This window comes from Actinoplanes oblitus (assembly GCF_030252345.1).
Taxonomy (GTDB): domain Bacteria; phylum Actinomycetota; class Actinomycetes; order Mycobacteriales; family Micromonosporaceae; genus Actinoplanes; species Actinoplanes oblitus.
The window spans coordinates 7,829,274-7,841,593 of the sequence record NZ_CP126980.1; the positions used below are offsets into that span (position 1 = coordinate 7,829,274).

9 protein-coding genes are annotated in these 12,320 nt (G+C 72.0%); 4 read left to right on the top strand and 5 right to left on the bottom strand.

The features are described from left to right. Positions 1–41: 41 nt before the first annotated feature. A complete protein-coding gene (locus Actob_RS34840; RefSeq protein WP_284916162.1) occupies positions 42–1,121 on the top strand; it encodes an aldo/keto reductase in 1,080 nt (359 codons plus the stop codon). A 179-nt stretch (positions 1,122–1,300) separates the two neighbouring features. Here the strand turns inward: Actob_RS34840 and Actob_RS34845 are convergent, their stop codons facing one another. Further along, a complete protein-coding gene (locus Actob_RS34845; RefSeq protein ID WP_284916163.1) occupies positions 1,301–1,675 on the bottom strand; it encodes a cupin domain-containing protein in 375 nt (124 codons plus the stop codon). Between the two features lie 76 nt (positions 1,676–1,751). Here Actob_RS34845 and Actob_RS34850 point away from each other — a divergent pair, with 76 nt between their 5' ends. After that, positions 1,752–2,195 (top strand): MarR family winged helix-turn-helix transcriptional regulator, encoded by a 444-nt coding sequence (locus Actob_RS34850; protein ID WP_284916164.1) that lies wholly within the window; start codon positions 1,752–1,754, stop codon positions 2,193–2,195. Between the two features lie 357 nt (positions 2,196–2,552). Here Actob_RS34850 and Actob_RS34855 read toward each other — a convergent pair whose 3' ends face one another. From Actob_RS34855 to Actob_RS34865, 3 genes are all read right to left on the bottom strand, one after another. Continuing rightward, the gene (locus tag Actob_RS34855; RefSeq protein WP_284916165.1) at positions 2,553–5,072 is read right to left on the bottom strand and encodes a DNA gyrase/topoisomerase IV subunit A; all 2,520 of its coding nucleotides are present in this window, start codon (positions 5,070–5,072) and stop codon (positions 2,553–2,555) included. A gap of 14 nt (positions 5,073–5,086) precedes the next feature. Further along, positions 5,087–7,174 (bottom strand): DNA gyrase/topoisomerase IV subunit B, encoded by a 2,088-nt coding sequence (locus tag Actob_RS34860; protein WP_407653476.1) that lies wholly within the window; start codon positions 7,172–7,174, stop codon positions 5,087–5,089. A gap of 102 nt (positions 7,175–7,276) precedes the next feature. Next, positions 7,277–7,885, bottom strand: a complete 609-nt coding sequence (locus Actob_RS34865) for an adenylate/guanylate cyclase domain-containing protein (RefSeq protein WP_284916167.1) — start codon at positions 7,883–7,885, stop codon at positions 7,277–7,279. A gap of 175 nt (positions 7,886–8,060) precedes the next feature. Between Actob_RS34865 and Actob_RS34870 the strand changes: the two genes are divergently transcribed. After that, on the top strand, positions 8,061–10,877 hold the full coding sequence (locus Actob_RS34870) for an ATP-binding protein (RefSeq protein ID WP_284916169.1): 2,817 nt from the start codon (positions 8,061–8,063) through the stop codon (positions 10,875–10,877). A gap of 173 nt (positions 10,878–11,050) precedes the next feature. Then, positions 11,051–11,821 (top strand): DUF5995 family protein, encoded by a 771-nt coding sequence (locus Actob_RS34875; protein WP_284916170.1) that lies wholly within the window; start codon positions 11,051–11,053, stop codon positions 11,819–11,821. Here the strand turns inward: Actob_RS34875 and Actob_RS34880 are convergent, their stop codons facing one another. Then, the gene (locus tag Actob_RS34880) at positions 11,822–12,313 is read right to left on the bottom strand and encodes a hypothetical protein (RefSeq protein WP_284916171.1); all 492 of its coding nucleotides are present in this window, start codon (positions 12,311–12,313) and stop codon (positions 11,822–11,824) included. It lies immediately after the preceding gene. Positions 12,314–12,320: the final 7 nt, after the last annotated feature.

Consider the following 12,320-nt stretch of genomic DNA (forward strand, 5'->3'; position numbering starts at 1 on the left):
GTCTTGAGCTGGAGCGCGCTCCAGGTCCTAGCGTCGTCCTCATGGAGATGAGGGACTTCGGCCGGCTCGGCCGGATCAGCGCACTGACCCTGGGCGGTGGCGGCATCGCCGGCGTCTGGGGCTCGACCGACCGGCGCGAGGCGGTGGCCACCATCCACGCCGCCCTCGACGCCGGGATCACCATGCTCGACCTGGCGCCGTCCTACGGCGCCGACTTCGAGGCGGAGCGGGCGGCCGGCGCGGCCCTCCGCTCCGCCGGCACCGCCGGCTCGGACGTGATGATCACGTCGAAGGTCTCCCTGGAGGACGACGACGAGCGCGACTTCGCCGCCCGGATCCGCCGCGGCCTGGCCGCCAGCCTGGACCGGATCGGCCGCGACCACCTCGACCTCTTCCTGCTGCACACGCAGATCCGGGTGACCGGCCCGCACCCGCACTCGATCGGCCCGGACGGCTACCGCGAGGCGGCCGCCGAGTTCGAAAGGCTGCGCGAGGCCGGCCGGATCCGGGCCTGGGGCATCACCGCGGTCGGGCACCCGGATAGCGTGCTCGCCGCGTTCGACGGCAGCCTCGGGCCGGATGCCGCTCACGACGGCAGCCCGCGGCCGGATGCCGCTCACGACGGCAGCCCGCGGGCCGACGCCGCACTCGACGACGGCACGCGGGCCGAGGCCGCACTCGACGGCAGCCCGCGGCCGGATGCCGCGCAGATCGTGGTCAATCCGCTCGATTTCAACGGTGACCTGTGGTTCTTCCCCGGGGCACGGCCGCGCACCGACGACCTGATCCGCTGCGCCAACGAGAACGGGGTGCGGGTGATCGGCATCCGCGCGGTCGCGGCCGGGTCCCTGACCGCGAGTCTTGACCGTACGCTTCCGGCCGACCACCCCGCGGCAGTCGATTTCGTCCGGGCGGAGCCGTTCCGCGAACTCGCCGCGGAACTGGGCACCACGCCGTCGGCGCTGGCCCACCGTTACGCGCTCACCGCCGCCGGAGTGTCGACAGTGGTTCTCGGCGTGAAGAACCGCGCCGAGCTGGCCGAGTGCCTCGCGGCGGAGGCGGCCGGCCCGTTGTCGCAGGCCGAGATGGACGCCCTCGGAGCCCTGCGCTCCGCCCTGTGATCTCCGGTGACCCACCACCCGCCGGCCCGGCGCCCCGGGTGAGATCCGGTGACCCGGCACCCCCAGGCAAGGTCCGGTGACCCGGCACCCCCGGGCGGGGTCCGGTGACCCGGCGCCCGCCGGGCCGGCGCCCCGGGTGAGGTCCGGGTGCGAAGCGCACCCGGCCTCCCACGCACGGTTCAGTTCACCCAGGGCGGGCTGATCGTCGAGCCGTCCGGCAACGTCGCCTTCAGCCCGACGCTGGTGGTCACCCACACCTCCGCGCCGTCGGCGCCCGGGTTGTCGATGCCGAACTCGGCCCCGGCCGGCACCAGCAGCACGTCCCCGGCGGTGAGCTCCTCGACCACCCCGTCCAGGAACACCCGGACCCGGCCGGCGAGCACCAGGAACACCTCCTCCCGATCGATCCGGTGCCGGACGCCCGCCGTCCCGCCGGCGATCTCCAGCCGCCACGCGCAGAGTTCCGCGCTGCCGGTGGACGGAGCGACGTAGGAGTTGAAGACCGAACCGTGCAGGCGGTGCACGACCGCCTCGTTCCGACGATGGATCGCCATCTCTCCTCCAGTGTTATTTGGTCAAGCTGCTTGACCAAATAGTCAACCAGCTTGACCGTCATGTCAAACTCTTTTGGTGCGACGTGATCTCCTGGACCTGCCGGTGCTGCTGCTCGGAGCCGCATCCGCGCTGGTCGACGCCATCGACGCGGGTGTTCGCGCCCGCGGTTTCGCCGACCTGCGCCCGGCGCACGGCTTCGCCTTCGTCCGCCTGGCCCCGGACGGCGCGACAGTCGTCGAACTCGCCGAGCACCTGGGAGTGACCAAGCAGGCGGCCAGTCAGATGGCCGACGAGCTGGTCCGCAAGGGTTACGTGGAGCGCCGCCCGCACCCGGTGGACGCCCGCGCCCGCCTGCTCACACTCACCGACCGCGGCTGGGCCTGCACCCGGGCCGCCGACGCCGCCGCCGAGGAGGCGTTACGCCCGTGGGCCGACGCCATCGGCCCGGAGAATCTCGCCACCGTCCGCGCGAGCCTGTCCCGCCTCGTCGTCCCCGGCCGCATCCGCCCCACCTGGTGACGGGCGGACTCGCCTCTCCGGCGGGCCGTCCGCCACCCGACGGCCCGCCGCCGAGCGCAGGCTTCCCGAACAGCCGCCCCACAACCCTACGGCCCCACCGCCACCTGATGACCGCCGAGCGCCGCCTTCCCCGGCCCGCCATCCCACGTCGAGAACGGCTCGGCGCCGGCCCGCCATCCCACGACGAGAACGGCCCGACGCCGGCTCGTGTCCGCCAAACACGAAACGGCCCGCCGGAAGGCAGGCCGTTCTCGCGGGATCACGGCACTCCCCGAGCGCCGCCCCCAGCCCGCGCGAGGCGCGGACCGTGCGCCCGGCGTACCGGAAACGGGGTGAGCGTGCGCCGGAGCGGATCCGTCAGTCGCGTTCGATGTGGTGCCCGATGAGCTGCGGCCCCATGATCACCGCAGCGCCGGACCCGTCCCGGCGCGCGTCCGGCTCGGGCAGCTCGACCGGGTCCCCGGTGCTGGTCGCCCCCACCGGCCGCGGCCCCACCCAGGCCACCACCAGCTCCGTCTCGCCCTTGAGGAAGCGCTGCACCCGGACCCCGCCGGTGGCCCGGCCCTTCGCCGGGTACGACGCGAACGGCGACACCTTCACCTGCGTGCCGGTCGACGTCACCACCATCGGCTCCCCGTGCGAGGTGTCCGACGTGGCGACCGCCTGGAACGAGACGACAGTGGCCCCGGCCGCCAGGTTGACGCCGGCCATGCCTCCACCCTTGAGCCCCTGCGGCCGCACCAGTTTGGCCGGGAACCGCAGCAGGTTCGCGTCCGAGGTGACGAAGACCAGCGACTCGGCCCCGTCGGTGAGCCAGGTCGCCTGGAGCACCTCGTCACCCTCTTTCAGGGTGATCACCTCGAACTCGTCGGACCGCACCGGCCACTCCGGCGCGCACACTTTCACCACGCCCTGCCGGGTGCCCATCGCGATGCCCGGCGAGTCGCCGGCGGCCAGCGGCGCGAGACCGACGACCTGCTCGCCTTTCTCCAGCGGGACCAGCTCGGAGGCGGACATCCCGCCGCGCAGCGACACCGTGCCGGACTGCTCGGGCAGCACCGGCAGCGGCAGCACGTCGGTCTTGAACGCCCGCCCCCGGTTGGTGACCAGCAGGATCCGGCCGCGCGCGGTGGCGTGGATGATCGCGCGGACCGCGTCGTGCTTGACCCGGCCGCTGCGCTTGCGCCCCTCGGCCGCCTCCTCGCTCTCGGCGGCGGTCCGGGCGATCAGCCCGGTGGCGGAGAGGATGATCTGGCACGGGTCGTCGGCCACCTCGAGCGGCCCGGCCGGCACCGACGCGGCGAGCACCTCCTTGAGGTCGCCGTCGATCAGCGTGGTGTGCCGCGGCCGCCCGAACTCCTTGGCCACCTCGGCCAGCTCGTCCGAGACGACCTTTTTCAGTACGGCCTCGTCGTCCAGGATCCGGCTCAGCTCGGCGATCTCGGCGCGCAGCCGCTCCTGCTCGGTCTCCAGCTCGATCCGGTCGAACCGGGTGAGCCGCCGCAGCGGGGTGTCCAGGATGTACGTCGCCTGGATGTCGCTGAGCCCGAACTCGCTCATCAGCGAGGCCTTGGCCGCCGCCGCGTCGTCGCTGGCCCGGATGATCGCGACCACCCGGTCGATGTCGATCAGCGCGATCAGCAGGCCGTCGACCAGGTGCAGCCGGTCCTCCCGCTTGGTCCGCCGGTACGTCGTCCGCCGCGTCACCACCTCGTAGCGATGCTGGACGAACACCTCCAGCAGCGCCTTGAGCCCGAGCGTCCGCGGCTGCCCGTCGACCAGCACCAGGTTGTTGATGCCGAACGAGCTCTCCAGCGGGGTCAGCCGGTAGAGGTCGGCCAGCAGCGCCTGCGGGTTGACCCCGACCTTGCACTCGATCACCAGGCGGGTGCCGTGCTCGCGGTCGGTCAGGTCCTTGACGTCGGCGATGCCCTGCAGCCGGGCCGCCTGCCGCTGCCCGCGCCGCGGACCGGAAGTGATCAGCTTGCCCTTCACCTCGTCGGTGATCGCCTCGATGATTTTCTCGGTGCCGACGCCGAACGGCAGCTCGGTGATGGTGATGGCCTGCCGGCCCCGGCCGCCCTCCAGCAGCCCGGTCTGCGCCCGGGCCCGGATCCGGACCACGCCCCGGCCGGTCTCGTACGCCCGGCGCACCTCGTCGAGGCCGAGCAGCTGCCCACCGGTGGGCAGGTCGGGGCCGGGCACGAAGCGCATCAGCGCGTCGAGGTCGGCCTCCGGGTGGGTGATCAGGTGCCGGGCGGCCGCGACCACCTCGCCCAGGTTGTGCGGGATCATGTTGGTCGCCATCCCGACCGCGATCCCGGACGTGCCGTTGACCAGCAGGTTCGGGAAGGCCGCCGGGAGCACCTTGGGCTCGGACTCGGAGCCGTCATAGGTCGGCTTGAAGTCGACGGTGCCCTCGCCCAGCTCGCCGACCAGCAGCATCGCCTCGCGGGACATCCGCGCCTCGGTGTACCGCGCGGCGGCCGGGCCGTCGTCGGGCGAGCCGAAGTTGCCGTGGCCGTCGATCAGCGGCGTGTTCAGCGAGAAGTCCTGGGCGAGCCGGACCAGCGCGTCGTAGATCGCCACGTCGCCGTGCGGGTGGTACTTACCCATCACGTCACCGACCACGCGGGCCGACTTCACGTACGCCCGATCGGGGCGGTGCCCCTGCTCGGACATCGACCAGAGGATCCGCCGGTGCACCGGCTTGAGCCCGTCACGGGCGTCCGGCAGGGCCCGGGAGTGGATGACCGAGTAGGCGTACTCCAGGTAGGAGTCCTCCACCTCGGTGGTGAGCGGATTGTCGATGACCCGGGCGCCCGCCTGGTCGAATGCGGACAGGTCGACGCGGTTCTCGCTCTTGCGGCGTGCCACTTCTCAACAACCCCTCAGGCGTCGATCGTCTCTTGGTCGATCCGGCCGGCTGCCTCGATCAACCAGTTCTTCCGCGGTTCGACCCGCTCGCCCATCAACAGCTCGAGCGTCGCCTCGGCGCGCTCGGCGTCATCCAGCGTGATCCGCCGGACGGTCCGGGTGGCGGGGTTCATCGTGGTGTCCCACAGCTCGTCGGCGTCCATCTCGCCGAGACCCTTGAACCGGCTCACCGGGGCCAGCGTCTTGCCGGCTTTCTGCAGCCGGCTGAGGGTCGCCTCCATCTCCTGCTGGGTGTAGGTGAAGAAGGTCTCCGGGTTGCGGCCCTTGGTGGTCATCTTGTGCAGCGGCGGCATCGCGGCGAACAGCCGGCCCTCCTCGATCACCGGGCGCATGTACTTGGCGAACAGCGTGATCAGCAGGGTCCGGATGTGCGATCCGTCGACGTCGGCGTCGGCCATCAGCATGACCCGGCCGTACCGCATCGAGCCGATGTCGAAGGTGCGGCCCGAGCCGGCGCCGAGCACCTGCACGATCGCCGAGCACTCGGCGTTGTCCAGAACCTGCTGGAGGCTGGCCTTCTGGACGTTGAGGATCTTGCCACGGATCGGCAGCAGCGCCTGATATTCCGAGGAGCGGGCCATCCGGGCGGTGCCGAGCGCGCTGTCCCCCTCGACGATGTAGAGCTCGCTGCGGGCGATGCCGGTGGTGCGGCAGTCGACCAGCTTGGGCGGCATCGAGGCGCCCTCGAGGGCGGTCTTGCGGCGGGCCGCGTCCTTCTGCTGTTTCTGGGTCAGCCGCACCCGGGCCGCGTCCACGACTTTCTGCAGGACGGTGCGCGCCTCGGTCTTGGTGCGCCGGTCCTCCATCCAGCCCTTGAGGTAGGCCTCGACCAGGGTCTGCATCACCCGGGTGATGCCCGCCGTGGAGAGCTCGTCCTTGGTCTGCGAGGTGAACTGCGGCTCCGGGACGCGCACGTGGATGACCGCCGTCATGCCCTCCAGGAAGTCGTCCAGGACGGGCGGCTCCTCCTTGGGCTTGAGCAGGCCGCGAGCGTTGCGGATGGCGTCGGTGAGCGCACGGGTCAGGGCCCGCTCGAAGCCCTTGCGGTGGGTGCCGCCGTGCACGTTGCGGATGGTGTTGGTGAAGCACTCGACGGAACGCTCGTAACCGGTGCCCCAGCGGAACGCCACCTCGACCTGGGCGTGCCGGACGACGTTGGACTGCATGACGCCGTTGGCGTCGGCGGCGTTCTCCTTGTAGGTCCCCTCGCCGGTGACCACCAGGATCCCGGAGACCGGCTTGTCGGCGGGCGGGGTGAGGAACTCCACCATGTCCATCAGGCCGTTGGGGTAGTGGAACGCCTCGGTGGCCGGCTCCTCGGCGGTCGCGTCGAAGAGCGTGTACTGCACGCCGGGGACCAGGAACGCGGTGTTGCGCAGCTTGGTGCGGACCGCATCGACGTCCAGCCGGGCGCCGGTCTCGAAATACCGCGCGTCGTACCAGTACCGGATCGAGGTGCCGCTGGGCTCGCCGCGTTTCATCCGGCGGGCGACCCGCAGGCCGGGCGCCGCGGTGAACGGCGCGTCCGGCCCGGGGCCGTCGAAGACGCCGGGCACGCCACGCTGGAAGGAGATCTCGTGCACCTTGCCGTCCCGCTTGACCGTGACGTCGAAGCGCAGCGACAGGGCGTTGACGGCGGAGGCGCCGACGCCGTGCAGGCCACCGGAGGCCTTGTAACCGGAGCCGCCGAACTTGCCGCCGGCGTGCAGCCGGGTGAGCACCAGCTCGACGCCGCTCAGGCCGCTCTTGGCGTGCACATCGGTCGGGATGCCCCGGCCGTCGTCGTCGACCTGGACCGAGCCGTCGCTGTGCAGCGTGACGGCGATCCGGGTGGCGTGCCCGCCGACACCCTCGTCGGTGCAGTTGTCGATGATCTCGTTGGCCAGGTGGTTGATGCCCCGGCTGTCGGTGGACCCGATGTACATGCCTGGGCGTTTCCGGACAGCGTCCAGACCCTCCAGGTGCGTGAGGTCGGCAGCCCCGTACAAGGTCTCTGGCTGTGCGGTCACGAGGCGGCACTCCCGGTCGGCCAAGGTGGTCAAGGACGGCGCGAGCCTACCCGGAGCCTCCGACACTTCTGCCCCAGGCGAGCCAGGTCCTGACTCCTGAGCCTGAAAAATCGGGGGAAAAGGCTACAAAAAACGCTAGCGGACCCCCACCAACCGGGCAGACTGAGGCTGTAGCGCTCGCCACAGGTCCAGCGGGTACGACTTGCCCGGCACCGACACCGGTGGCAGCTCCTGATAGGCGATCAGCGCGTCGGTGACGTCCCGGGTGGCCGAGCAGACCACCACCGTGTCGTGCGGCGCGTACGCCTGCAGCCGGGCCGCGGTGCTCACCACGCTCCCGCTGACCATCCCGTAGCCCCCGTCGAAGGTCATCACCGGATCGACGATCACCTCGCCGGTGGCCAGCCCGACCCGGGTCCGCACACGGTGCCTGCCGGCCAGGAGACGCCCCCTCAACGCCTCCTGGACCGACAGGCCCGCGCGCACGGCCGAGGCGGCCGCCTCCGGCTCGAAGCCGCCCTCGCCGGCGCCGAACACCGCCATCACCGCGTCACCCACGTACTTCTCGACGATGCCGCCACAGTCCCGGACCACGTCGGCCACCGCCGAGAAGTAGTCCCGTTGCAGCGCCCGCACCTCCGCGCAGTCCAGCCGGTCCACCAGCGCGGTGAAGCCGACTATGTCGATGAACAGCACGGTCACGGTCTGGCGCCGCTCCTGAACGGCGACGGTGATGGTGGTCATGTCTCACGCTCCCCCAGATCACTGCGTTGACCGGGAGTACGGTGCCAGCCCGGCTCCACATGCGGATCCGCAGAACGACGTATCTGTGACAGCATCAACACTCGTCATTTTTGTGACGCAGAACAGTCCGAACCGACGACAACGTGCTAGTCGCTTTCGCATTAGGCTGCCGGACATGGCCAGCCAGGGGGACGACGGGCCGCTTGTCGGACGCACCGGCACGCTGGCCGAGATTCAGTCCAGCCTGCGCGGTGTCGGTCCGGGTGGGACCGCCGCGGTGTTCCTCACCGGGGAGAGTGGCGTCGGCAAGAGCCGGCTGCTGCGCGAGACCGCCGACGCGCTGCGCGGCGGGGACTTCGCGGTGCTCGTCGGCACCTGCCTGGACATCGGTGACGCCTCGCCGCTGCACCCGGTGCTGCAGGCGCTGCGCCGGCACGACAGCGGACCGGCCACCGTGGCCGACGACCCCGGGGCCCTGCTCGACCGGGTCTCCCGCGACCTGCGGGCGATCGCCGGCGACCGGCAGCTGCTGCTCGTCCTCGACGATCTGCAGTGGGCCGACCGGAGCACCCGCCAGCTACTGCTCTACCTGCTCGCCGGCCTGGGCGACGTGCGCGTGTCGGTGCTGGCCGCGATCCGCGCCGAGGCGCTGCACGGCACCCACCCGCTGCGCCGGGTGCTGGCCGAGCTGCGCCGGCTGCGCTCGGTCCGGGTGGTCGACCTGGCCCCGCTGAACCAGGAGCAGACCCGCGAGCTGGTCGGCGCGATCGCCGGTGGCGACGTGGCCGGCGAGGACGCCGAGCGGGTCTACAAGCGCAGCGGCGGCAACCCGTTCGTGGTCGAGGAGCTGGCCCGCGACCTGCGCGACGGCCGGGTCGAGCTGTCCGACACGCTGCGCGAGATCTTCCTGGCCCGGGTGGACGAGCTGCCGGTCAACGCGCACGCCGTGGTGCACGCGGTGGCCGCCGGTGTCGAGCCGGTCGAGCACGGGGTGCTGGCCCGGGTGGTCCGCCTGCCCGAGGACGAGCTGCTGGAGGCGATCCGCGCCGCGGTGGCGTACCGGTTCGTGGTCGGCGACGCCGAGGGTTACCGGTTGCGGCACCGGCTGGTCGCCGAGGTGCTGGAGCAGGAGGTGCTGCCCGCCGAGGCCGCCGCCCTGCACCGGCGGTACGCGGAGGCCCTGGAGACCCAGGACGGTGAGGCTGATCATGCCCGCCTGGCCCATCACTGGCAGCGCGCCGGCGTACCGTCCCGCGCGCTGCCCTCGGTGATCGCCGCGGCCCGCTCGGCCGAGAGCCTCTACGGCTTCGCCGAGGCGCACCGGCACTGGACCATCGCGTTGCGGCTGACCGCCGAGGACGCACCGGAACGCACCGAGCTGCTGGAGCACGCCGCCGAGTCGGCCCATCAGTGCGGTGAGCACCTGCTGGCGCTGGCCCGGCTGGAGGAGCTGGCCGGCCGCAAGGACGCGCCCGGCGAGTGCGAGCTGCACCTGCGCCGCGCCCGCTACCTGGCCGCGACCGGCCGTTCGGAGACCGCCGAGCGCGAATACGAACTCGCCCTGCGGTCCGCGGACTGCACACCGCAGCTGCGTGCCACCGCCGCCGCCTTCCTCGCCGAGCTGCTGCTGCACCTGGGCCGCTACGCGGACGCCAACCAGCGCGCGCGGGACGCCCTGGAGCTGGCCGCCGTCAACGGTTCCACAGCCGACCTGGTCCGGGCCAGCGCCGCGCTGGGCTTCAGCGCCGCGTTCCGCGAGGACCCGGACGCCGGCCTGGCGGTCATCCGGCACGCCGTGGAGATCGCCGAGCGCTCCGGCCACCCGGACGACCTGGGTGTCGCCTACCTGCACCTGGCCGAGCTGCTCACCGGCCCGCTGAACAGCATCGAGGAGGGCGTGCTGGTGGCCCGCCGCGGCGCCGAGAAACTGGCGTCCCGCGGGGTCGGCCGGACGTACCAGACGCGGCTGCTGGCGATCGCCGGCAACGGCCTGTTCCGGATCGGCCAGTGGGCCGAGGCGGACGCCGTGCTGGCGCAGGCGATGCGGCACCGCCCGTCCGGCGCCGACGCGGTCGAGGTGCTGCTCGCCCGCAGCCGGCTCTGGGTCGGCTTCGGCGAGGTCGACAACGCCCGCCGGGACCTGGACGCGGCCGCCACCCTGCTGGCCGGCGGCGGCGCCCGGCACGTACTGCCGATGCTGACCCTGCGGGCCGGTCTGGCGATGTGGCAGAAGGAGCACTCCGACGCCCGCGCCGCGGTGCAGCGCGGCCTGACCGAGACCCGCTCCGACGACCTGGTGCTGCTCGGCATCCTGGCCTGGCACGGGCTGCGCGCCGAGGCGGAGGCGCACGTGGCCGGCTCGACGGTCGACCCGGGCGCGATGCGCCGGCTGAAGACCGTCGTCGGCCGGCTGGAGACCGGGGCGAACAACGCGGCTCCCGAGGTCCGCGCGGTGATCGACGCCTACCTCGCGCTCTGCGCCGCCGAGCTGAGCCGGGCCGAGGACCGCAACGACGCGGAGCTGTGGGCCCGGTCGGCGTCCAGCTGGGACCGCCGCGAGCAGCCCTACCCGGCCGCGTACTCACGCCTGCGGCACGCCGAGGTGGCGCTGGCCCAGCAGCGCCGGTCCCGGCGCACGGCAGCGGTGGCCGGGCTGCGGCAGGCGTACGCGACGGCGACCGCGATGGGCGCCCGCCCGTTCGCCGCCGAGATCAAGGGGGTCGCGCAGCGCTTCCGGGTCTCGCTGGCCGAGGACGCGGACACCGTGCCGATGGTGCCGCCGGAGCCGGAGACCGGCGACGAGCTCGCCGTGCTGACCGGGCGCGAGCGGGAGGTGCTGGCCGCCGTCGCCGAGGGCTTGACGAACAGGGAGATCGGTGAGTTGCTGTTCATCAGCGAGCGCACCGTCGGCGTACACCTGGGCCACATCTTCGACAAACTCCAGGTACGCACCCGCGTTCAGGCCAGCCGGGTCTATCTGACAGCGGCCTGACCAGGCGATCGTTATCTGGCCGTGACATACGTACACGGAATACGTCGTTCTACCGATCCCCTCGCCCGTCACCTTTGAAAGGCTGTGCGCACGGGGGAGCACCGCCCGGTGGTTCTCGCCGCCGGGCGGTGCTGGGGGCCCTCCGCTGATTCGCAAGTCGCGTGGAGGATCCGATGACCCAGCCGATCTGGGGGCCAGTGCAGCTCCAGATGTCCACGATCCTGCAGGAGCACCCGGACGACGTGCCCGCCGTCGTCGACCAGCTCACCAAGCTGCAGGACGCCCTCTGCCAGGTGCCGCCGTTGTTGCACGGCAATCCCCTGGCGGACTTCAACAAGCTGTACCTCACGATCACCGAGAACGTGCTGGACCGGCTCTACGCGGGCAAGTTCAAGGATCCGGCGTTCCTGTCCCGGCTGGACGTCGAGTTCGCCGCGCGCTACTTCGACGCGCTGCGCTACTGGACCGAGGGCAGCCCGGCCTGTCCCGGCGTCTGGGCCGGCCTGTTCACCCGGGTACCCGGGCCGGACGCGCGCCCGCTGCCGTCAGCGGTCGCCGGGGTCAACGCGCACATCAACTTCGACCTGCCGTTCGCGCTGGTCACCACGTTCGATCACCTGGGCACCGACCCGATCGACGGCAGCGACCAGCACCACGACTACCTGCAGGTCAACGACATCTTCGCGGAGGAGATCCCGGGCCTGCGCCGAGGCTACCTGGACCGCTGGCAGCTGCTCATCGACACGATGAACGGCGACCTGGACGACTGGTGGCAGGGCGAGATGGTGGAGTACACCCGCAATGTCGCCTGGCGCAACGCTCAGAAGATCTGGGCGATCCGGCACGACCTGGGCGCCCTCGACGCGGAGCGCCGCCGGCTCGACCGGACCGCCACCGGCCTGGGCAAACTCCTGCTCTCGCCGTTCGCCGACTTCTTGCAGTGACTATTTCTTGAGGACGATCAGCCGGGCGGCCGACGCCACCCCACCGACAGCGATCTCCGCGCCGGTCTTCAGCGCCGCCCGGTCGACGGGCTCGTGCTCCCGCACGATCCGCAGCGGGTCGCCGTAACTCCAGGTGAGCTTGAACCCGTCGGCGGAGACCACGGTCAGGCTCTGGTCGTCCACCGCGGTGATCTTTCCGCGCTGCACCACTATCGTCTTCGTCTCGTCCTTGACCTGCACGGTCACCTCGCCGTGCAGGGCGTTCCGGCGCAGCAATTTACGGACCGCCCGGGGCCGGACGCCGTCCTTGCCCGCCTTACTCGTCGCGCCGTCCGCGTCATCGGTGGTGAAACCCACCTCCTGGAGGGCCACCGCCTCGGCGCTCACCGTCTGGTCCGGCGCGGCGGCCTTCTCCGGCGCGGCTGCGCCGCATCCGGCCAGGGCCAGGGTCAGGGTCGCTGCCAGGGTCACGGCTTTCCCGCTTCGCTTCATGGGTACG

What these genes read in the sequence shown, in the direction of transcription:
- Actob_RS34865 (WP_284916167.1), bottom strand. Translation starts at nt 7,885, where the DNA reads ATGACCACCATCACCGTCGCCGTTCAGGAGCGGCGCCAGACCGTGACC.
- Actob_RS34880 (WP_284916171.1), bottom strand. Translation starts at nt 12,313, where the DNA reads ATGAAGCGAAGCGGGAAAGCCGTGACCCTGGCAGCGACCCTGACCCTG.
- Actob_RS34870 (WP_284916169.1), top strand. Translation starts at nt 8,061, where the DNA reads ATGGCCAGCCAGGGGGACGACGGGCCGCTTGTCGGACGCACCGGCACG.
- Actob_RS34845 (WP_284916163.1), bottom strand. Translation starts at nt 1,675, where the DNA reads ATGGCGATCCATCGTCGGAACGAGGCGGTCGTGCACCGCCTGCACGGT.
- Actob_RS34840 (WP_284916162.1), top strand. Translation starts at nt 42, where the DNA reads ATGGAGATGAGGGACTTCGGCCGGCTCGGCCGGATCAGCGCACTGACC.
- Actob_RS34875 (WP_284916170.1), top strand. Translation starts at nt 11,051, where the DNA reads ATGACCCAGCCGATCTGGGGGCCAGTGCAGCTCCAGATGTCCACGATC.